The sequence below is a fragment of the Streptomyces cyaneofuscatus genome, assembly GCF_000718135.1.
Classification (GTDB): domain Bacteria; phylum Actinomycetota; class Actinomycetes; order Streptomycetales; family Streptomycetaceae; genus Streptomyces; species Streptomyces cyaneofuscatus.
In genome coordinates this window covers 495,973-516,797 of sequence record NZ_JOEM01000001.1, presented here as the reverse complement: position 1 = coordinate 516,797, position 20,825 = coordinate 495,973, and the positions used below count along the sequence as shown (strand labels likewise).

Sequence of the window (20,825 nt, the reverse complement as noted above, 5' to 3'; positions counted from 1 at the left end):
AGCAGTGGTCTTCGTCCTGGTGGCGCTCGTGGTGCTGGCGCTGCTCGCGAGCGTGCACCGCTATGTGTGGCGCCGGTTCGTCGGTGACACGACGGCACCCGGCAGCACGTTGCGCACGGTGGGCACCGTCGCCGCCTTCGTGCTGCCCCTGCTGAGCCTCGGCGCCATGACCTCCGGCCGGATCGGCGCGCCCTTCTGGCTCCAGCAGGTGCTCGCCTGGCCGGGGTTCCTGTGGCTGGCCTGCCTGATGTACCTGACGCTGGCCCTGCTCGTGGGCGAGGTCGTCCGCCCGCTGCTGACCCGGGTGCTCGCCCGGCGCGACGCGGCCGCCGCGGCCCGTGCCACAGCCGGAACCGGAACCTCCGGAACGGCGGTGGACGGAACCCTCCCCGCGACCACGAGCGGAACCCGTCCCCGTACGGAGGAACTCGTCCCGGCGGGCCGGAGCTGCCCCTCCACCTCGGCCGACCCGGCCCCGGCGACCGCACCGGCCGCCGAACCGGAAGCGGAAGCGGTACGCGATACGGAACAGGCAGCACCAGCCGCACCGGCCGAAACGGAACCGGCGGAAGCAGACCCGGCCGCCCCCGCCTCCGCCACCGGCCTCGCCCACCCCTCCCGCCGCCTCTTCGTCTCCCGGGTCGTCGGCGGCGCCGCTGCCGCCGCCGGGCTCGCCACCGTCGGATACGGGACCGCCAACGTGCTGCGCGGGCCGAGCGTCAAGCGCATCACCGTGCCGCTCGCCAAGCTGCCCCGCGCCGCCCACGGCTTCCGGATCGCCGTCGTCAGCGACATCCACATCGGCCCGATCCTCGGCCGCGCCCACACCCGGCGCATCGTCGACACCATCAACTCCACCTCGCCCGACCTCGTCGCCGTCGTCGGTGACCTGGTCGACGGCTCCGTGGCCGACCTCGGCTCCGCCGCCGAACCGCTGGCCGGTCTGCGGGCCCGGCACGGCAGCTTCTTCGTCACCGGCAACCACGAGTACTTCTCCGGTGCGGAGGAGTGGGTGAACCACGTCCGCGAACTGGGGCTGATCCCGCTGGAGAACGCCCGGGTGGAGATGGGCGGGTTCGACCTCGCCGGGGTCAACGACATCGCGGGGGAGACCGAGGGCCAGGGCCCCGACTTCGTCCGCGCGCTCGGCGACCGGGACCGCGGCCGCGCCGCCGTCCTCCTCGCCCACCAGCCCGTCGTCATCCACGACGCCGTCGAGCACGGTGTCGACCTCCAGCTCTCCGGCCACACCCACGGCGGACAGCTCTGGCCGGGGAACTACCTCGCCGAGCTGGCCAACCCGACCGTCGCCGGGCTCGAACAGTACGGCGACACGCAGTTGTTCGTCTCGCGCGGTGCGGGCGCCTGGGGCCCGCCGGTCCGGGTCGGCGCCCCCGCCGACATCACCGTCGTCGAACTCGCCTCGCGCCAGGCCTGAAACGCACTCGGAAACCTGGCCCGAGGCCCGCCTCCCGCCTCTGCGGACGTTGCGGTTGCGATCATGCGATCTTCAACAAAACCGCACCGTAACGTCACCCTCAGCTACGGAAACCCGCAGGTCGGAGGCGGGAAACGGCCTTTTCGGACACGCTGCGTGGAACGTGTCCAACAAAAGGCTGTGAGCGCCCCATTTACTCTTCCAGATGTGAAAATCGTGTGATTGGGTAAGCGCGAACGTGCGGCAGTGTGCGTGTCTGAGCGCAACTGCCGTGGTGGGGCTGGTAAGGGAGAGCACGGCAATGCGGTCGGTCCGGGTACGGATTCTCGCGATTTTCGCGGTTTTGGTCATCGCAGGCGTCGGCGCCTGGCAACTGCTCCCGTCGGGGGAGGCGAAGGCCGACGCGATCACCGTCGGGACATCGGACGTCGTCTCCTCCCTGGACCCGGCCGGTGCGTACGACGCGGGCTCCTGGGCGATCTACAGCAACATCTACCAGTCGCTGATGACCTTCAAGCCCGGGGCCATCGTGCCGGAGCCGGACGCCGCGGAGAGCTGCGCGTTCGTCGGGCAGAAGCTCCAGACGTACCAGTGCAAGCTCCGGGACGACCTGGTCTTCTCCAACGGCCGGAAGATCACCGCCGAGGACGTCAAGTACTCCTTCGACCGGATCTTCACGATCAAGTCGGACGTCGGCCCCGCGGGTCTCTTCCCCACGCTCGACTCGGTGTCGACCGAGGGCCGCACGATCACGTTCAACCTCTCCGGCAAGGACGCGACCTTCCCGCAGAAGCTCGCCACCGGCGCCGCGGCGATCGTCGACCCGACCAAGTACCCCAAGGACGAACTCCGCAAGGGCAACCAGGTCGACGGCTCCGGACCGTACGTCCTCAAGTCGTACGAGCCGGACAACCGCGCCGAGCTGGTGCCGAACCTGAAGTACAAGGGTGCGCTCAAGAAGATCGGCGAAGCGGTCAACATCCGCTACTTCAAGGCGTCCGAGGACCTGGCGACCGCCTGGAACAACGGTGACGTGGACATCGCCCACCGCCAGCTGCCCGCCTCCAAGCTCGCCGAGCTGGACGAGGGCGACCCGGAGCTGCGGGTGACCGAGGCGGCCAGTGCCGAGATCCGCAACATCATCTTCAACACCCGGGAGAGCTCGCCGTTCGGCGAGAAGAAGGTCCGCCAGGCCGTCGCCGCGCTCCTGGACCGGGGCCCGCTGGTCAGCAAGGTCTACCAGGGCACGGTCGAGCCGCTGTACTCGCTGATCCCCACCGGCTACATCGGGCACAGCACCCCCTTCTTCGACGCCTACCCCACCTCCGACCCGGAGCGGGCCAAGAAGCTGCTGGCGGAGGCCGGCGTCGAGACCCCGGTCCCGGTCAACTTCGCCTACCGCGAGGGCGACATGTACACCAAGGAGACCGCCGAGCTCCGGCGCCAGCTCCAGAAGGACGGGCTGTTCAAGGTCTCGGTCAAGGCCGTGGAGTGGACGAAGTACCAGAAGGGCTACGCGGCCGGGGAGTACGACATGTACACCGTCGGCTGGTTCCCGGACTTCCCGGACCCCGACACCTTCAGCCAGCCGCTCGTCGGCACCGGCAACGTCCTGCACAGCGGCTACTCCAGCAAGAAGATGGACCGGCTGATCGCCGCCACGCAGCAGTTCAGCGACCGCGGCCGCACCTCCAACGACTTCAAGGAGATGCAGAAGCTGGTCGGCGAGGACGTGCCGCTGCTGCCGCTCTGGCAGAAGAAGGACTACGTCGTCGCCAAGACGGACGTCGCCGGCTCCCAGTACCTCTCCGACGGCACCGGCTTCTGGCGCCTGTGGGAACTCAGCTGGATCTGACGGGCGTCGTCCCGGCCTCCCCGGCCGGGACGTCGTCGGTCAGCCCGTCGGCCGGCCGGCCGGAGCCGCGGCCGGCCGGGGCTCGGTCCCGGCCGACGCACCCGGCATGAACTCCACCAGCAGCGCGTGAACCTGCCGTACGAGCGGTCGCAGCACGCGGAAGCGGGAGAGCCCGATCGCCCGTGCGGCGATCGGCGCGGTGCGCTCGACGAGCCGCCGGCTGCGCTCCGCGCCCGGGGAACGGTCGTACACCCAGAACAGCACCAGGCCCATCTGCATCAGCCAGAGCAACTCGGGCAGCAGCGGCGCCAGTTCGGGATCGCTCTTGGTGCTCGAACCGGCGAGGGTCTCCCGGTGGATGGAGATCGCCGCCGCCCGGGCCGCCACCGACTCGTCGGAGAACGGGGAGAGCGGGCTCTCCGGGTCGGCGGCGTTCTTGAAGAACTGGGCGGCGAACCGGTGGTACGGCTCCGCCACGTCCAGCCAGGTCAGCAGCACCCCCCGGATCCGGTCGGCCAGCTCCGCCTCGTCGGTGAGGACGGGCCGCACCGCCGCCGCGTGCTCACCGGCGATGCGGTCGTAGAAGCCCTGGACCAGGTGCTCCTTGGAGGAGAAGTAGTAGTAGGCGTTCCCGGTGGAGACGCCCGCCTCCTGCGCGATCGCCCGCATCGTCGTCTTGTCGTAGCCCCGCTCGGCGAAGAGCCGGAGCGCCGTCTCGAGAATCAGCGTGCGGGTCTGCTCGCTCTTCGCGGCCTTGCCGGACGATGCGGCCTTGGCTGCCTTGGCGGGCTTCGCGGCCCCGTTCTCCTGCACGTTCTTCTCTTCCTTCACCACGGCCCCCACACTATCGGGGAGCCCACTGACCACCCGGCGGTACGGGGCACGCCTGCTGCGGCCCGCACCGCGGAGCCGTGACCGACCGGTACTTCGCCGCGGCGAGCACGGTCCCCCGGGCGAAGGGCGCTCCGGCCGGGGTGGTCAGCCAGTGGGCCTTCGAGCGGTACTTCGCCAGCGCCCACAGGCAGACGATCCAGGCCGACGTCCCCTGGTAGACCTGCCCCAGGTCGCCCACCACGGTGATCTCCGCGTAGGTGGCGGCGGGGTCCAGCTCCGGGAACCGCCGCCGCGCCTCGGCCGATCCGGCCGGTACGAGGTCCAGCGGGACCAGCTGGCGCTGGCGGCCGAGCCAGTGCCGCAGGTGGGTGCAGAGCGGGCACTGCGCGTCGTAGAGCACGGTGAGCCGGCGGACGGGAGCGGCGGCGGTCACCGGGCTCACTGCCCCGGCGTCGGGGCGGGCGCGGCCCACGGGCCCGTGGGCCCCGGCTTGGTCCAGCCCTGCGGGGCGACGGGCGGGGTCTGCTCGCGCTCCAGCGCGCTGCGGCGGCGGATGCGGCTGAGCACGTACACATTGCCCAGGTGCATGACGCCGAGGACCAGCAGGACCACGCCGACCTTCACCGAGAGCGCCTCGAACAGCTCGCGGGCGTTCGCCACCCCGTCGGCGTTCTTCAGGTAGAGCGTGACGAACCCGAGGTTGACCAGGTAGAAGCCCACCACCAGCAGGTGGTTGACGGCTTCGGCGAGCTTCTCGTTCCCGTGCAGTACGTCGGCGAGGAAGACCCGCCCGTTACGGCTGAGGGTGCGGGCGACCCAGACGGTGAGCGCCACGCTGATCAGCAGGTAGAGGACGTACGCGACAACAGTGAGGTCCATGCCCCACCCTCCTTTGAACGCGTTCAAAACTGCTCTTGGGCATGACTGTAGACCCCTTCTTGAACATGTTCAAGAAGGGGTTCGCGAGTCAGGGATCGATCAGGGAGTGGTCAGCGCGTCCGCGATCTCCGCGCGCAGCGCCTCACCGTGCAGCGACGGCAGCTCCGCCAGCAGCTCGGCCCACTCCTCGGCAGCGCCGTCCACGCCCTCCCGGAAGCCCCGCTCGACCGGCCTCCGGGCGAGGAGCAGCCCCACCGCCGCGACCGGCCGCAGCAGCCACCGCCCGCGCACGCTCAGCACGACGGAGACCCGCCAGGTGCCGTCCTCGGCCGGGCGCGGGGTCACTGTCAGCCGGGCCTTGCCCAGCCGGTGCTTCGCCGTGCCGACGACCGGGGCGCGGGCGGCCGGCGGCGCCGAGGAGGGCCGGTCCAGCGCCGCCCACCAGGCGTGCAGGTCGGCCCTGGCGCGGCCCGAGAAGCGGTACAGCGAACCGCCCTGCGGGTTGTGCCCGTCGAGGGACACCTCCAGCGCCTTGGGCGTACGGGGCTCGCGCAGCCGCACCCCGACCCGCAGGGACATGCCCTCCTCCGCCACGCGGCTCTCCACCTCGACGGTGCGGGAGGGCCGCCACTCACGCAGGACGGCGGCTTCCGGGGCGGCTTCCGGGGCGTCCTCCCCGGCCTTTCCCTCGGGATCTTCCCCGTACCACGCCCCCGACTGCAGATGACGCCCCTTCAGCAGCCGGAGGCCGTGTATCGGGCGCCCGTCGGGCAGCAGGATCGCGCCGTCCTGCTCCCGGGAGGCGTCGAAGAGGTCCACCGCATGCCCGGCGGCCTCCTCGAACCAGTGGCGGTCCAGGGCGGCGACGGTGACCGTGTGCTCGAAACGTGCCATGACGCCGGCCCGGTGCTCAGGCGCTCATCGAGCGGGCCTGGTTGACCTGGCCCATCACGGCGGGGAAGGTGTGCGGGCCCGTCGCGGGGATCATCGTGCCGTGGTGGCGGCCGCCGCTGGTGACCGTGACCTGGATGAACCCGACGGTCCGCTTCTCCTTCATCAGCAGGAACAGCAGGCCGATCAGGCAGAACAGGGCGAAGACGATCGCCAGCACGATCGCGTGCGCCGGGATCTTCTCCTCGGTACGCGACATGTCGGTCGCCGTCCAGACCGCGCCCTTGAGCGGCATCGTCCCCGAAGGGGTGACGATCGCATCGCTCATGACCGTGATGTCACCGATCGACAGCACCGGGACCCCGCCCTGACCGGGCGCGGGCACGCCCTGCGGTACGGGGAGGTACTGGCCGGGCATCGTCGGCTGCCCCGGGTGCGGATACCCGTACCCGGGCCCTGGCTGGGTCGCCGACTCGGGCAGCGGCTGCGGGTAGCCGTACGCGGGCGCACCGCCCGGCGGCGGATATCCGTACGCCTGGCCCTCGGCGATCGTCGGCGGGTGGCCGGGGTGCTGCGGGTGGCCGGGCTGCTGCTGGGGAGGACCCCACTTGTAGGCGTCGCCAGGTGAAGGAGTCGGCTCGCTCATGGGGATCCCCGTTCTCTGCGTGTGTTCAGCTCCGCACGACCGTACCGCCCGTATCGCCCGGACGCAGCAACGGGCCCCGGCCGCCTCGGTCGTCACGACCGAGGCGGCCGGGGCCCGTGCAGGCCCTCGCTGGGATCAGAAGCGACGCGTGATGAGCGCGCGCTTCACCTCCTGGATCGCCTTGGTGACCTCGATGCCACGGGGGCAGGCGTCCGTGCAGTTGAACGTGGTGCGGCAGCGCCACACGCCGTCACGGTCGTTGAGGATCTCCAGCCGCTGCTCGCCGGCCTCGTCGCGCGAGTCGAAGATGAAGCGGTGCGCGTTGACGATCGCCGCGGGGCCGAAGTACTGGCCGTCGTTCCAGAACACCGGGCACGAGGACGTGCACGCGGCGCACAGGATGCACTTGGTGGTGTCGTCGAACCGCTCGCGGTCCTCGGGGGACTGCAGGCGCTCGCGGGTCGGCTCGTTCCCCTTGGTGATGAGGAAGGGCATGACGTCGTGGTACGCCTGGAAGAACGGGTCCATGTCGACCACGAGGTCCTTGAGGACCGTGAGGCCCTTGATGGCCTCCACCATGATCGGCTTCTCCGGGTTGATGTCCTTGATCAGCGTCTTGCAGGCGAGCCTGTTCTTGCCGTTGATCCGCATCGCGTCGGAACCGCAGATGCCGTGCGCGCAGGAACGGCGGAACGTCAGGGTTCCGTCGAGCTCCCACTTGATCTTGTGAAGGGCGTCGAGGACACGCTCCTTCGGGTCGATCTCGATCTGGAAGTCCTGCCACTGGACCTCGTCCGACACCTCGGGGTTGAAGCGGCGGATGCGGAACGTGGCCGTGATGAACGGGGAGTCGGCGAAGCCGGCTTCGGGCTTCGCGGTCCCGTCGGTCTTGTCCAGGGTGGGGGTAGCCATCAGTACTTACGCTCCATCGGCTGGTAGCGGGTCGTCACGACCGGCTTGTAGTCGAGCCGGATCGACTCGGCGCCGTCGGCGGCCACCTCGCGGTACGCCATGGTGTGGCGCATGAAGTTGACGTCGTCGCGGTTGGGGTAGTCCTCGCGGTAGTGACCGCCGCGGGACTCCTTGCGGGCGAGCGCGGAGACCGCCATGACCTCGGCCAGGTCGAGCAGGTTGCCCAGCTCGATGGCCTCCAGCAGGTCGGTGTTGAACCGCTTGCCCTTGTCCTGGATGGACACGTTCAGGTAGCGCTCGCGCAGCTCGGCGATCTTGGCGACCGCCGTCTTGATGGTCTGCTCGGTGCGGAACACCATCACGTTGGCGTCCATGCACTCCTGCAGCTCCGTGCGCAGTTCCGCGACCCGCTCGGTGCCGGTGGAGTTGCGCAGCCGCTCCACCTGGTCGGCGACGAGCTGGGCCGGGTTCTCGGGAAGCTCGACGAAGTCGTTCTTCACCGCGTACTCGGCGGCGGCGATGCCGGAGCGCTTGCCGAAGACGTTGATGTCGAGCAGCGAGTTGGTGCCGAGGCGGTTGGCGCCGTGCACCGAGACACAGGCGACCTCGCCGGCGGCGTACAGGCCCGGGACGACGGTGGTGTTGTCGGCCAGCACCTCGCCCTCGACGTTGGTCGGGATGCCGCCCATGGCGTAGTGCGCGGTCGGCTGGATCGGGATCGGGTCCGTGTAGGGCTCGATGCCGAGGTACGTCCGCGCGAACTCGGTGATGTCCGGGAGCTTGGCGTCCAGCTGCTCCGGCGGCAAGTGGGTGAGGTCCAGGTAGACGTGGTCGCCGGCGGGACCGCAGCCGCGGCCCTCACGGATCTCCGTGTAGATGGAGCGGGACACGACGTCACGGGACGCGAGGTCCTTCATGACGGGCGCGTACTTCTCCATGAAGCGCTCGCCGTCCTTGTTGCGGAGGATGCCGCCCTCACCACGGGCGCCCTCCGTCAGCAGGATGCCCATGCGCCAGATGCCCGTCGGGTGGAACTGGAAGAACTCCATGTCCTCCAGCGGCAGACCGCGCCGGTAGCAGGCGGCCTGGCCGTCACCGGTCAGGGTGTGCGCGTTCGACGTCACCTTGAAGAACTTGCCGGTGCCGCCGGAGGCGTAGATGACCGACTTCGCCTGGAAGACGTGGATCTCGCCGGTGGCCAGCTCGAACGCGACGACGCCGGCGGACTTCTTTACCCCGTCGACCTCGGTGATCAGCTGGTCCAGGACGTAGAACTCGTTGAAGAACTCCACGCCCTCCTTGACGCAGTTCTGGTACAGCGTCTGGAGGATCATGTGGCCGGTGCGGTCGCCGGAGTAGCAGGCGCGACGGACCGGGGCCTCACCATGGCTACGGGTGTGACCACCGAAGCGCCGCTGGTCGATCCTGCCCTCGGGCGTGCGGCCGAACGGCAGGCCCATCTTCTCCAGGTCGAGGACGGCGTCGATGGCCTCCTTCGCGAGGATCTCGGCGGCGTCCTGGTCGACCAGGTAGTCGCCGCCCTTGATCGTGTCGAAGGTGTGCCACTCCCAGTTGTCCTCCTCCACGTTGGCGAGCGCGGCGGCCATGCCGCCCTGCGCGGCGCCCGTGTGGGAGCGGGTGGGGTAGAGCTTCGTCAGCACGGCGGTACGGCTGCGCTTGGTCGACTCGATGGCCGCGCGCATGCCGGCGCCGCCGGCGCCGACGATGACGGTGTCGTACTTGTGGATCTGCATGGTTTTCCTCTGGTCCCTCTGTCCCGGCGCCTAGCGGATGTTCGGGTCGAAGGTGAAGATCACCAGCGTGCCCAGCAGGACGGTGAACACCGTGGCGGTGTACAGGAGCATCTTCAGCCAGAAGCGGGTGTTGTCCCGTTCGGCGTAGTCGTTGATGACCGTACGGAGGCCGTTGCCGCCGTGGAGCATGGCGAGCCACAGCATGATGAGGTCCCAGGCCTGCCAGAACGGCGAGGCCCAGCGGCCCGCCACGAAGGCGAAGCCGATCTTGGAGACGCCGCCGTCGAGCACCAGCTGGATCAGCAGGTGGCCGATGACGAGGACGACCAGGACGACACCCGAGAGGCGCATGAAGAGCCACGCGTACATCTCGAAGTTGCCGCGCGAAGCCTTGGACGTCTTGCTGGTGCGCTTGCGCGGGGGCTCGATCACCGGGGCCGGGTGGTCGACGTCGTACAGGCTCACGCCTTCGACGTCGCCGATCGCGGCTGCGGAAGAGGTCTCGCTGGACATGGGCCTCAGCTCCCGAACATTTCGCGTACGGCGTGGCCGAGGACGGGGTACAGGGCCCCGACCATCAGCACGATCCAGATGCCCACCACGGTCCAGAGCATCTGCTTCTGCAAGCGTGGGCCCTTGGCCCAGAAGTCCACGGCGATGATCCGGAGACCGTTGAGCGCGTGGAAGAGAATGGCGGCCACGAGGCCGTATTCGAGGAACGCGACAGGCCACGTCTTGTAGGTGGCCACGACTTCGTCGTAGGCCTCCGGAGAGACGCGGACGAGTGCGGTGTCCAGGACATGTACGAACAGGAAGAAGAAAATGAGGACACCGGTGACTCGATGAGCCACCCACGACCACATGCCTTCCCGGCCGCGGTACAGCGTTCCAGCCGGCACGGAAGAACCCTCCGGGAGCGGGGATTGGGGTCGGCCGGCTTGACTGTCGGTCTGACCCGGCCGGGTACGGTCCACCGGCCCCGGCCATCGTAGCGACGCTTTGTCGGTTCGTTCGCGCCGGGGCCTCTGGTGTGATCAAAGTGGCAATCAAACAGGCACGTACGGGCTAGAGCGGCCCTTCCCGGGCACGGTCGGCGGGCGCCCCCCCGGCGGGGCGCCGCCCCGGGTCACCAGCCCTCGGCCACCAGCTCGACCAGCCGGCTCCGGGCGAGTCGCCGCAGCTCGTCGGCGGTCACGGCCCGCTCCTCGTCCACCTCGTGCTCCATCCGGACCCGGATCCCGGCCAGGACCTGGTCCACGTGCTGCGAGGGCGGGAGGGCGTCCAGGCAGATCACGAAGGAATGGCCGAATCTGCTCTCGTACGCCGCGTGGGCGGCCCGCAGCGCCAGGTGCGCTGCGCGCGGCGCGGCGTGGTGCAGGCAGGGGGCGGGCTCGGCGGCGAGGGCCTCCGCGATGTCGCGGGGCGCCAGGTCGTACCCCGCCTCGTCGGAGGCGGCCAGCAGGGACGCCAGGTCGGGGAAGGGGCGGTGGGCGGCCATCCGGTGGGCCCAGCGGCGGCTGCCGCAGCACTCCAGGAGCGCGGCCTCGGCGGTGGTGAAGGGGGCCTCGTTGAACCGGGCGAGCCCGGCCGCCAGGTCGGCGGGGGGTACGCCGAAGCCACCGCCGACCTGCGGCGGGCGGCGGTGCTGCCCGGGTATGACGGAGGGCCCGGCCGGGGGCGTGGACTGCTTGGGCAGGCCGGCGGGGGACTCGCTGGACCTGGACAGCGTGGACTCCTCGAATCAACGACACCTGTGACCCTTGAAGAGGGGCAGAAGGGCAAGAAGGTTGCCCGGTGGGGGCGCAGGCGGGGTGAAGGTGGGGCGCGAGCGGGACGTTCGCGGGGTGGAAGTGAAGGGAGAGACGAATGTGCCGCAACGCTAGCGAGATCGGTCGGCGGCCGCCCGGGGGATCGGCCAAAAATCACCCGAACGGGAGAGTTTCGGAACGTTTGACAGCCGCCTGACCTGCGAGGCCCGGGGTTCTGTACGCTCCGCGATCATTCTCGATGGGCGGATCGTCAGCAAAAATGTCAACCTTTCAGCCTATTCACTCACCCCTGCCCCCTACCTGTCCCCTGGCCCCTATTCCGGAGGAATCTGACCGATGTCGCCCACGCGTGGTGCCCTCGTCACCGGCGCGGCTGTCACGGCCGCGGCCGCCGTCGTCCTCACCGTCGTCGTCTGGCCGGAGGGCTCCGGCAGCCATCCCTCCCGCGACGCGGCGTCCCCGTCCGGGACCTCCGCCACGGCGGCTGCCCCGTCGCCCTCCCGCAGCTACCCGCTCTCCAGCACGCCGAGCACGATCCCGGCGGTCCGCGAGCACACCGCCGAGCGCGGGCCCGGCTGGCAGCCGGGGAAGGGCAGCTCGATCGTCATAGCCAAGGGCAGCCAGGTGCTCGCCGACGAGGCCCAGCTGCTCGCCAAGGAGCTGAAGCTCCCGTACCGGGGAGCCGAGGCGCCCCGCGAGGGGGACGTCGAACTGGCGCTCGGAGCGAAGAGCCAGGGGCCGGCCGAGTCGTACACCCTCACCGTCCGCGACCGGAAGGTGAAGATCACCGGTCCCGACGAGTCGGGCGTGTTCTACGGCACCCGCACCCTCAAGCAGTCCCTCAAGGCCGACAAGACCTTCCCCGAGGGCGTCGTCAACGACCGGCCCGACCGCCCGCAGCGCGGACTCAACCTCGACATCGCGCGCAAGCACTACAGCGCGGAGTGGATCGAGGACCGCATACGCGAGATGGGCGACCTCAAGCTCAACCAGCTCGGCCTGCACTTCTCCGACGACCAGGCCTTCCGGATCGAGTCCGAGAGCCACCCCGAGGTCGTCTCGGACGAGGCCCTCACCCAGGACGAGGTCCGCCGCATCGTCGGCCTCGCCAACAGCCTGCACATCGAGGTCGTCCCCGAGATCGACTCGCCCGGACACCTCGGCGCGGTGCTGCGCGCCCACCCCGACCTCCAGCTCCGCAACACCCAGGGCCGGGAGTCGCGGGGGTCCATCGACATCTCCGAGCCGGGCGCGGCGAAGCTCATCGACGAGCTGCTGGACGAGTACACCGACCTGTTCCCCGGGAAGTACTGGCACCTGGGCGCCGACGAGTACCAGGCGCTGATGGTCAGCGATCCGGCCGCCTCCTACCCGCAGCTCCAGCGGGCCGCCGAGCAGAAGCACGGCTCGGGCGCCACCATCGAGGACCTCGCCACGGGCTGGCTGAACGACCGGGCGGCCGTGGTCGAGCCCAAGGGCCGCACCGCCAAGGCGTGGAACGACGGCCTCTTCCGCGACTCGAAGGTCAAGGCCGACAAGAACATCGAGATCGAGTACTGGACCGGCAAGGAGATCGGCGCCCGGCCCCCGCAGGAGTACCTCGCCGAGGGCTACAAGATGCTCAACCTCAACGACGAGTTCCTGTACTACGTGCTCGGCGAGCCGAACGAGTTCGTCTACCCGACCGGCAAGCGGATCTACGAGCAGTGGACCCCGATGGTCCTGCGCGGCACCGAGCCGGTGGCGCAGCGCTACTCGCCGCAGATCCTCGGCGGCCGGTTCGCCGTCTGGGGCGACCTGCCGAACGCGCAGACCACGCAGCAGGTCGCGGACGGCATCAGGATGCCGCTCGTCGCGACCTCGCAGAAGCTGTGGGACCCGCGGAAGCCCGAGCTGACCTGGGCACAGTTCCAGGAGCTGGCGACCCGGACGGGCAGCGCGGGCTGACGGCGTCCGGAGGCGGCCGGCGGACCGTAAGCCTTGGACGGCCTTTGGACAGCGGCACCGTCCACGGGCTACGGTCCGCCGACCGCGCGCTCCTGGGGAGGGACGTGAGAGGTCACCGACCACGACCACGCCCCGGGGGGAACGCCGCATGCTCTGCACCCGCTGCCGTATCAGAACGGCCGTCACCGACGACGGCCTCTGCACCTTCTGCTCGGGCACCCGGCCCCCGCTGCCCGAGGACATGAAGCCCCGGGCCACCGGCCCCGGCGGCTGGGGCGTCGGCGACTGGCCGCGCTCACCGGTCGGCCTGTCCTGGGCGGTGACCGCCCTGCTCGGTACGGTCATCGCCACCGACCTGGTCGCCATCGTCAGCGGACTCCACCTGCGCGGCGTGTGGAAGGACCTCGCCGCCGGCTTCACGGCAGGCCAGGGCGGCCGGGTCCGGTCGGCCGACCACCTCCACGACACCCTCACGGACGTCCAGTCGACCGTCTTCCTGGTCACCGGCATCCTCTTCATCCTCTGGTTCCACCGGACCCGCCGGAACGCCGAGGTCTTCGACCCGAGCGTGCAGAAGATGGGGCCCGGCTGGGCCGTGGGCGGCTGGTTCGTCCCCGTGGCCAACCTCTGGTTCCCCTACCGGGTGGCCGACGGGATCTGGACGGGCAGCGCCCCGATCGGCCCGGAAGGCGGCCGGACGGCCGTCCCGCGGGCCCTGCTCAACTTCTGGTGGGCCCTGTGGATCGCGACGCTTCTCTCCGACCAGATCACCGCACGCGCGCAGGACACCTCCATGGAGCCGGGGCAGCAGGCGCACGCCCTCGCGCTGGTGGCCGCCGCCGACGCGCTGGAGATCGCGGCCGCGGTTCTGGCCATCCTCTTCGTCCGCGCCCTGACCCGGATGCAGGTGGAACGCGCGACGCAGCCCTTGGTTCCCGCGCCGCCGGTCCCGGGTGCGCACCGCTGACAGCTGCTCAGAAGTGACGCTTTTCGGCCATTCGGCGCAGTACGCGGTAGACCGAGGGAGACGTCGATGAGTCTGCTGGAACTGATCGAACGCGCCGACGAGCGAGCGCTCGCCGCCAGTGCTGTGGCCTGCCTGGACCGCTGCCTGCCACTGCTGGCGGGACCGGACGGGCCCGAACCGCTGCGCCCGCTCTGGGCGAGCTGTGAGGACGGGCGGGAATGGGCCATCCGCCTCGCGGCCGTCCGTACGGCGATGGACGACGAGGCCGTCAGCGACGGACCGGCCGCACGGGTGCGCGCGATGCTGGGGGCCGCCCCCTCCGACTTCGACCCCGCACCCCTGCGGGAGTGGGCCGACGCCTGCTCGCTGGTCGCGCTGGAGATCCACGGCCGGTTCGACGCCCCGGACGGGGAGGCCCCGCAGGACGCGGCCGCCCTGCTGAGGGCGGCGCGCGGTGGCGAGGCGGACGGCGTGGGGCCGCTGGTGGCGGGGGAGCTGGAGCGGCAGGTCCGGATCCTGGAGATCCTCGCGGAGACCGCCGGCACGGCGGGCAGCGGGGCCGGGGTGCGCAAGGCCCTGGACCTGTCCGTCGAGGGGCGCCGGGTGCTGCGTGCGGTCATGTCACGCCGGGCCCGTATCCGGGGGTGACCAGGGCCCTCGCGCGGAGGTGTCCCCCGGAAATAGCGGGCGAACGGCGATAAAATCGGCTATAAGCCGCGAGGTGTGGGTGTCCGGCTTCCGGCCGTCACACCCATGCCCCACTCGACGAGGAGCCGCGCAGATGTCCACCACCACGGAGCACCGCCCCCACTCCGACCACTCCCACCGGCACGCTCCGGGGTGCGGGCATGTCGCCATCCCGCACGAGGACCACGTCGACTACGTCCACGACGACCACCTGCACCGCGTGCACGGCGACCACGTGGACGAATGCGCGAAGTCCGGGCACGCGGTGCACGAGGGCCACGACCACCAGCACGGCCAGGACTGCGGCCATGTCGCGGTCCCGCACGGCGACCACGTGGACTACGTCCACGACGGCCACCGGCACTCGCAGCACGACGGCCACTGGGACGACCACTGAGCCACCGGGCTGTGGCGGACGACCACTGACGGTGGCCGCCGACGGCTGCTGATCTACCGGGTGGCTGCGGACAGGATCACGTCCACGAGCCTCTCCGCAGCGTCCGGGCGGCCGTGCGCCCTGGCCGCCGCGGCCATCGCCTCCCGGCGCGCCGGATCGTCGAGCAGCGGCCCGACCGCCCCGCGCAGGCGCCCACCGCCGACGTCCCCGAGAAGCGCGACCGCCGCCCCGGACTCCTCCAGGTGACGGGCGTTGTGCGCCTGCTCGTTCCCGGCCGCCGAGGCGAGCGGGACGAACACGGCGGGCTTGCCCAGGGCGGTCAGCTCGGCCAGGGTGCCCGCACCGCTGCGGGAGACCACCACATCGGCCAGCGCCAGCACGTCCGGCAGCTCCGGCCCGACGAACGGGGTGAGGTGGTACCGGGCGGCGAGGGCGGCGGGCAGCCCCGCGGCGCGGGCGGACAGTGCCGCGACATGGGCCGGGCCGCACTGGTGCACCACGTTGGCGCGCTCCAGCAGCCACGGCAGTTCGCCGCCGACCACGTCGTTGATCTGCTGCGCCCCCTGCGCCCCGCCGGTGACGTACACCGTCGGAAGGCGCCGGTCGAAGGCGTGGAGGCCGAGCGCCGTCACGGCCTTGTCCGGGTGCCCGGTCAGTACCTCCGGACGTACGGGGTTGCCGGTGACCACCGCCGCCGGCCGCACGCTCTCCGGCAGGAGCGGCAGGGTCGACTCCGAGGACACGGCGATCCGCGCGGCGGAACCGGCCAGCTTCCGGTTGGCGAGGCCGAGGCGGACGGTCTGCTCGTGCAGGACGAGCGGCACCCGGGCCATCCTGGCGGCGAGCCCGGCCGGCACGGCGACGTAACCGCCCGTGGCGAGCACGACGTCCGGCCGGAAGCCGGCGACCGCCTTGCGCGCCTGGACGACCCCGAGCGGCACCCGCGCCATGTCCCGGACATTGGCGGGCGACAGCATCTTCAGCGGGTTCGCGTGGCGCCGGATCTTGCCCGTGGCGACGGTGGTGAAGGGGACACCCTCTAGTGATCGCGCAGGGGTGTGCCTGGTCACAGCACAGGCGGAGGAGGAGCGACGACCGGGGCCGCCACCCCCCACAGGAGAGGCCCCGGCCGTCTTCCACGGGGTCGCAGCACGACCCCGTACTCATCTCAGCGCCGCGCCTGCGTTTTCTGTCACACCGCACCGAGGGCCGCGAATTGTTGCGAGTTGTACAAGTCATGGACGTGACCCCTGCCGACCACGTAGCGTGCTGAGTCGCGCAGAGTGGCGCAGCAGTGGTGACCAGCTGCGATTGAGGACAGCGGGGCGGGTTGAGGGAGTGCTGGGGGACGACGCGGAGCTGACCGCCGCGGTGCTCGCGGCACAGGACGGGGACGAGGACGCCTTCCGTGCTGTGTACCGCGCTGTGCAGCCACGGCTGTTGGGCTACATACGGACGCTGGTGGGCGAGCCGGACGCCGAGGATGTCGCGTCGGAGGCCTGGCTGCAGATAGCGCGCGACCTCGACCGGTTCAGCGGGGATGCCGACCGCTTCCGGGGCTGGGCGGCCCGGATCGCCCGTAACCGCTCGCTCGACCATCTGCGGATGCGCAGCCGCCGCCCCGCGATCGGCGGCGACGAGACCGAGCTGACCGGCCGGCCCGCCGAGTCCGACACGGCCGGTGACGCCATGGAGGCGCTCGACACCGACCGCACGATGTCCCTCATCGCCCAGCTCCCGCAGGACCAGGCCGAGGCCGTCGTGCTGCGCGTGGTCGTCGGGCTCGACGCGAAGAGCGCCGCCCAGACCCTCGGCAAGCGCCCCGGCGCCGTACGGACCGCCGCCCACCGCGGCCTCAAGCGGCTCGCCGAACTCCTCGGTGCCGACCACCCGGACGCGCCCCTCCCCGCCGGTGCGCCCGCTCCCGGCGGCGGCCCCGAAGGGCCGGACCGGTCCTCGGCCCAGGGATCCGGGAGCGACGCAGGTCAGGGCCAGGGCGGCGGTTCGGGGCTCGGTGCCGTACCCTCTCAGCGCCCCGGTAGGGGCGGTCCGGCGGCGCCGGCCGGGGTCACTCCCGGTGTGACGCATTCGCGACCGTGGACGCAGAGGGACATGTGATGGCCGACGAGCAGTACGAGTGGCTCGACAAGGACGCGGCGGAGAAACTGCTCCGCGGCGAGCCGGTCGTACCCCTCGGCGACCAGGCCCGCGACGACGCCTTCCGGCTCGCCGAAGCACTCGGTGCGGCCCGCGCCGTCCGCCGTACCCCGGTCGGTGAACTCCCCGGCGAGGACGCCGTGCTCACCGCGTTCCGGCAGGCCACCCGGGCCGGCGGCGACCGGCTCGCCGGGCGGAGCGCGGGCGCCGCACTCCCCGGGCAGCCCGGAACGCTGCACTCCGTCCACATCGGCGCCGCCCCCGCCGCACCCCTGCGCCGCCCGCGCTGGAGCCGCCCGGTCCGCTTCGGCCTGGCCGTCTCGCTCGCGGGCTGCGCGCTCGGCGGGGTGGCGGTCGCCGCAGGTACGGGGATGCTCCCGGGCCCCTTCGACGGTCAGGGCTCACCCGCGCCCGCCTCCTCCGTATCGGCGGCGACCCCGGAACCCCTGGTGTCCCGGCTGCCCGCCGACGACCGCTCCGCCGAGGCCCTGCCCTCCCCGCCCGACGACCCCGCACCGGTCTCCTCGCCCGAGAGCCGGCGGCCCGGCGCGTCCGAGGAGTCCACGGGATCCGGGACCGGCACAACCGCACCCGTGCCGGACGGCGACGCCACGGGCGGCCGGAACCGCCCGGGCGGACCGGACGGTTCCGGCGGAGCGGGCGGTTCGGGCGGTTCCGGAGGGTCGGGCGGCGGATCCGGGCGCGAGGACGCCTCCAAGGACCCGGCGGGCCGCGACGAGCGCCCCGGCGGCTCCGGCGGCCAGGGCGACCAGGACGGCAACTGGTACGAGAAGTCGGTCAAGGCCTGCAAGGCCTTCCGCGACGGCACCCTCGACGAGCGGAGCCGGCGCCATCTGAGCCAGCTGGCCAAGGGCGAGGAGAACCTGGAGCGCTTCTGCGACCGGCTCCTCGGCGGAGGCGGCTCCGGCGGGTCCGACGGCGGGGGCTCCTCCGGTGGCGGGGACGGCGACGGACCGGGTGGCGGCGGCTCACTGCCGCCCGTCTCCTTCGAGCCCGCCCCGCCCGCCGACGGTGAGCGCCGGGCCGATGTCGGCGTACGGGCGGAGGCCGCGGTTCCGTTGCGGCCGGCGACTCCCGCTCCGAGTGCCCCGGCCGCCGTACTCACCCGCTGACCTGCGCCTTTTCCCTCCGCGCGAAGGTCCGCCGCCCACAAGTGTGACGTTTTTCGGGCGCCGGGCGCAGTACAGAGTGAGCCGACTGGTCATCGGCAGCGCGACGAGCCGGGGTTCCCCCCGTACCTTCGGCTCAGCGCATCGGCGCGGGCGGGACACGTTCCCCCGGTCCCGCCCGCGCCCTCTCCCACCGCCTGGTCACTCACCAGTAGATGACGACCTTGTCGCCGTTCTTCACCTGGTCGAACAGGGCCGCGACCTTCGCCTTGTCCCGGACGTTCACACAGCCGTGCGAGGCGCCGCCGTAGCGGTTGGCCGCGAAGTCGGCCGAGTAGTGGACGGCCTGGCCCCCGCTGAAGAACAGGGCGTACGGCATCGGGGTGTCGTACAGCGTCGACACATGGTCCCGGGACTTCCAGAACACCGGGAACTCGCCCTCGCGGGTGGGCGTGTACTCCGAGCCGAAGCGCACGTCCATCGCGGAGACGACCCGGCCGTCGATCATCCACGCCAGGGTCCGGCTCTTCTTGCTGATGCAGAGCACCCGGCCGGTCAGGCACCGCCGGTCCGGCTCGGCCACCGGCCGCTCGGTCGGCGGGTCCAGCTCGTCGGCCGTCGGCGTACGGGTCATGGCCAGCAGCTTCCGCCAGGTGACCGCGTCGGTGGCGCCGGTCGCCTCCGTACCCCGCTTGGCCTGGAAGGACCGGACGGCCTCGGCGGTGACCGTGCCGTAGTAGCCGGTGGGGTTGCGCCCGAAGTGCCCGATCTGCCGCAGCCTGGCCTGGAGTTCGCGTACCTGAGCCCCCTCGGAGCCGGTCCGCAGGAGGACCCGCGGTGGCGGTGGTGCGGTGCTCGGCCGGGCGGTCGGCGGTGGTGCGGTGACCGGTCCGGCGGGTGGTGCCGAGGGGCTCGCGGGCGGCAGTACCGAAGGGCTCGCGGGCGGGGTGACGTCCCCGGTCGCGCCCTTGCCGTCGTCGGTGGGCGAGGGCGCGGGCGCGGGCGGTGCGGTGGTCGCCCGGGCCGTCGGCTGTCGCAGCGCGTCCGCCCCGGGGTCCTGCGGGCCGCACCCCACCGCCAGGGTGGCCGTCGCGAGCACCCCGGCGGCGGCCACGGTGACCGCCCGCGCGGAGCGCCGGCCGCCACCCCCGCTCCCGTACGCGCCGCGCGCCGTACCCACGTCGCTGTCCGCCATCCCCGCCATCCCCCCAGGGCCGTATCCGGCCCGCCGTCCGATCGATCCGGTGCTTCACCGGTGGTTCACCGGTGCTCCCTGACGGGATGCCCGTCCTGCCCCATGGTCGAATCCCGCACACGACGCTAGTGCCCTCAGGTCACGGCAGGACGGCCGAAAGGTCACGGCGAGACGGCTGGACGAGGCGGCGGACAGATGTGCGAAACTCCGTCCATGCTGGGTGTCACCGACCTTCCGACCTACCTCGCGGGCCTGCTGCTGATCGTTCTTCTGCCGGGCCCGAACTCGCTGTACGTACTCTCCGTCGCCGCCCGGCGCGGGGTACGCACCGGCTACAAAGCCGCCGCCGGAGTGTGGACCGGGGACGCCGTCCTGATGACGCTCTCCGCGCTGGGCGCCGCGTCCCTCCTCCAGACCACGCCCCTGCTGTTCGCCATCGTCAAGTACGCGGGCGCCGGCTATCTGACCTGGCTGGCGATCGGCATGCTGCGGGCGGCGGTGTCCCTGTGGCGCGAACGCCACCAGCGCACCGCCGAACTGGCGGAAACGGCCGAGGCGCCCGCCGCCGGGGCGGAGAATCCGTACCGCCGGGCGCTGGTGGTCAGCCTGATCAACCCGAAGGCGATCCTGTTCCTGATCTCGTTCTTCGTGCAGTTCGTCGACCCCGGCTACGCCTACCCGGCCCTGTCGTTCCTGCTGCTGGGCACGCTGCTCCAGCTCGCCAGCTTCCTGTACCTCTCGACGCTGATCTTCGGCGGCACCCGCCTGGCCGCCGCCTTCCGCCGCCGCAAGCGGCTCTCGGCGGGGGCGACCTCGGCGGCGGGCGTGCTGTTCCTCGGGTTCGCGGCGAAGCTCTCGCTCAGCAGCGTGTAGGCGTACGGAGGCCTCGGCCGGCTCCCTCACTCGTGCCAGGCCCTCCCCCCGACGTTCCGGATCATCCGCTGGAGCACCTTCAGCGCGGCGACGAACTCCTCGTCGGGGATGCCCTCGTGGATCTCCGCGCGGGCCCGCGCGACCCGGGTGAACGCCCGGTCGCGCAGGGCCCGCCCCTCAGGGGTGAGCCGCAGCCGCGCACCGTCGTCCTGGGTGATCAGCTCGCGGTCCAGCAGCTTGTCGACGGCCGCCTCGATGCCGTCCGTCCCGGTGTCGAGGTAGCCGCCGAGGAAGGCGGCCAGCTCGGCGCGGTCGCGGCCGTCCTCCGCCGCGCCGATGAGCTGGTTGATCACCCACCAGGGCGGCTGGGTCAGCCCGTGTTCGGCCAGCGCCGCGCGGATGTGGGTCACCGTCGCCTCGTGCGCGGCCCAGCTCCAGTAACCGATGGGCTGGCGGGCGAGGCCCGCGTCGTCGTGTGAGTAGTCCATGACCGC

General features: G+C 71.6%; 22 protein-coding genes. 9 read left to right on the top strand and 13 right to left on the bottom strand.

The features are described from left to right. Positions 1-4 precede the first annotated feature (4 nt). Together IF17_RS0102475 and IF17_RS0102470 are read left to right on the top strand one after the other, a co-directional pair. Positions 5-1,438: a metallophosphoesterase gene (locus tag IF17_RS0102475; protein WP_030561669.1), complete on the top strand. Its 1,434-nt coding sequence runs from the start codon at positions 5-7 to the stop codon at positions 1,436-1,438. Between the two features lie 301 nt (positions 1,439-1,739). After that, a complete protein-coding gene (locus tag IF17_RS0102470; RefSeq protein WP_030561668.1) occupies positions 1,740-3,293 on the top strand; it encodes an ABC transporter substrate-binding protein in 1,554 nt (517 codons plus the stop codon). Between the two features lie 39 nt (positions 3,294-3,332). On the opposite strand, the gene IF17_RS0102465 is transcribed toward IF17_RS0102470, so the two are convergent. From IF17_RS0102465 to IF17_RS0102420, 10 genes are all read right to left on the bottom strand, one after another. Next, the gene (locus tag IF17_RS0102465; protein WP_030561667.1) at positions 3,333-4,127 is read right to left on the bottom strand and encodes a TetR/AcrR family transcriptional regulator; all 795 of its coding nucleotides are present in this window, start codon (positions 4,125-4,127) and stop codon (positions 3,333-3,335) included. A gap of 10 nt (positions 4,128-4,137) precedes the next feature. After that, positions 4,138-4,569, bottom strand: coding sequence for a thiol-disulfide oxidoreductase DCC family protein (locus tag IF17_RS0102460; RefSeq protein WP_078615778.1), 432 nt, complete (start codon positions 4,567-4,569; stop codon positions 4,138-4,140). Further along, positions 4,566-5,006: a hypothetical protein gene (locus tag IF17_RS0102455; RefSeq protein ID WP_018510468.1), complete on the bottom strand. Its 441-nt coding sequence runs from the start codon at positions 5,004-5,006 to the stop codon at positions 4,566-4,568. Before IF17_RS0102455 ends, IF17_RS0102460 begins: the two co-directional genes overlap by 4 nt. A gap of 99 nt (positions 5,007-5,105) precedes the next feature. After that, complete coding sequence (locus tag IF17_RS0102450) at positions 5,106-5,900, bottom strand: hypothetical protein (protein ID WP_030561665.1); 795 nt, start codon at positions 5,898-5,900, stop codon at positions 5,106-5,108. Between the two features lie 16 nt (positions 5,901-5,916). Then, complete coding sequence (locus IF17_RS0102445; RefSeq protein ID WP_030561664.1) at positions 5,917-6,543, bottom strand: hypothetical protein; 627 nt, start codon at positions 6,541-6,543, stop codon at positions 5,917-5,919. A gap of 135 nt (positions 6,544-6,678) precedes the next feature. Continuing rightward, positions 6,679-7,455, bottom strand: a complete 777-nt coding sequence (locus IF17_RS0102440; protein ID WP_030561663.1) for a succinate dehydrogenase iron-sulfur subunit — start codon at positions 7,453-7,455, stop codon at positions 6,679-6,681. Further along, positions 7,455-9,209, bottom strand: a complete 1,755-nt coding sequence (gene sdhA, locus IF17_RS0102435) for a succinate dehydrogenase flavoprotein subunit (protein WP_030561661.1) — start codon at positions 9,207-9,209, stop codon at positions 7,455-7,457. Before sdhA ends, IF17_RS0102440 begins: the two co-directional genes overlap by 1 nt. Positions 9,210-9,239: 30 nt before the next feature. Next, positions 9,240-9,722 (bottom strand): succinate dehydrogenase hydrophobic membrane anchor subunit, encoded by a 483-nt coding sequence (locus tag IF17_RS0102430; RefSeq protein ID WP_030561659.1) that lies wholly within the window; start codon positions 9,720-9,722, stop codon positions 9,240-9,242. A 5-nt stretch (positions 9,723-9,727) separates the two neighbouring features. Continuing rightward, positions 9,728-10,108: a succinate dehydrogenase, cytochrome b556 subunit gene (gene sdhC / locus IF17_RS0102425; RefSeq protein ID WP_026241188.1), complete on the bottom strand. Its 381-nt coding sequence runs from the start codon at positions 10,106-10,108 to the stop codon at positions 9,728-9,730. 227 nt (positions 10,109-10,335) lie between these two features. After that, the gene (locus IF17_RS0102420; protein WP_051883851.1) at positions 10,336-10,803 is read right to left on the bottom strand and encodes a 2-oxo-4-hydroxy-4-carboxy-5-ureidoimidazoline decarboxylase; all 468 of its coding nucleotides are present in this window, start codon (positions 10,801-10,803) and stop codon (positions 10,336-10,338) included. A 511-nt stretch (positions 10,804-11,314) separates the two neighbouring features. On the opposite strand from IF17_RS0102420, the gene IF17_RS0102415 reads away from it, so the two are divergent. The 4 genes from IF17_RS0102415 to IF17_RS0102400 all read left to right on the top strand — a co-directional run bounded on the left by IF17_RS0102415 (position 11,315) and on the right by IF17_RS0102400 (position 14,976). After that, a complete protein-coding gene (locus IF17_RS0102415) occupies positions 11,315-12,925 on the top strand; it encodes a family 20 glycosylhydrolase (RefSeq protein WP_030561654.1) in 1,611 nt (536 codons plus the stop codon). A 148-nt stretch (positions 12,926-13,073) separates the two neighbouring features. Next, positions 13,074-13,892 (top strand): DUF4328 domain-containing protein, encoded by an 819-nt coding sequence (locus IF17_RS0102410; RefSeq protein ID WP_030561652.1) that lies wholly within the window; start codon positions 13,074-13,076, stop codon positions 13,890-13,892. Positions 13,893-13,958: 66 nt separating this feature from the next. Further along, complete coding sequence (locus IF17_RS0102405) at positions 13,959-14,540, top strand: hypothetical protein (protein WP_030561650.1); 582 nt, start codon at positions 13,959-13,961, stop codon at positions 14,538-14,540. Positions 14,541-14,673: 133 nt separating this feature from the next. After that, a complete protein-coding gene (locus tag IF17_RS0102400; protein WP_030561648.1) occupies positions 14,674-14,976 on the top strand; it encodes a hypothetical protein in 303 nt (100 codons plus the stop codon). A 53-nt stretch (positions 14,977-15,029) separates the two neighbouring features. Here the strand turns inward: IF17_RS0102400 and IF17_RS0102395 are convergent, their stop codons facing one another. Next, positions 15,030-16,046, bottom strand: a complete 1,017-nt coding sequence (locus IF17_RS0102395) for a UDP-N-acetylglucosamine--N-acetylmuramyl-(pentapeptide) pyrophosphoryl-undecaprenol N-acetylglucosamine transferase (protein WP_244890404.1) — start codon at positions 16,044-16,046, stop codon at positions 15,030-15,032. Between the two features lie 268 nt (positions 16,047-16,314). On the opposite strand from IF17_RS0102395, the gene IF17_RS0102390 reads away from it, so the two are divergent. Next, positions 16,315-17,094, top strand: coding sequence for an RNA polymerase sigma factor (locus tag IF17_RS0102390; RefSeq protein WP_030561644.1), 780 nt, complete (start codon positions 16,315-16,317; stop codon positions 17,092-17,094). Beyond that, positions 17,094-18,266, top strand: coding sequence for a hypothetical protein (locus tag IF17_RS0102385; protein WP_030561643.1), 1,173 nt, complete (start codon positions 17,094-17,096; stop codon positions 18,264-18,266). The genes IF17_RS0102390 and IF17_RS0102385 overlap by 1 nt, the downstream gene beginning before the upstream one ends. Before the next feature lie 202 nt (positions 18,267-18,468). Here IF17_RS0102385 and IF17_RS0102380 read toward each other — a convergent pair whose 3' ends face one another. Continuing rightward, positions 18,469-19,458: a L,D-transpeptidase family protein gene (locus IF17_RS0102380; RefSeq protein ID WP_051883850.1), complete on the bottom strand. Its 990-nt coding sequence runs from the start codon at positions 19,456-19,458 to the stop codon at positions 18,469-18,471. 213 nt (positions 19,459-19,671) lie between these two features. On the opposite strand from IF17_RS0102380, the gene leuE reads away from it, so the two are divergent. Then, positions 19,672-20,331, top strand: coding sequence for a leucine efflux protein LeuE (gene leuE / locus IF17_RS0102375; protein ID WP_030561639.1), 660 nt, complete (start codon positions 19,672-19,674; stop codon positions 20,329-20,331). 26 nt (positions 20,332-20,357) lie between these two features. On the opposite strand, the gene IF17_RS0102370 is transcribed toward leuE, so the two are convergent. Further along, complete coding sequence (locus IF17_RS0102370; RefSeq protein ID WP_030561637.1) at positions 20,358-20,819, bottom strand: MarR family winged helix-turn-helix transcriptional regulator; 462 nt, start codon at positions 20,817-20,819, stop codon at positions 20,358-20,360. Positions 20,820-20,825: the final 6 nt, after the last annotated feature.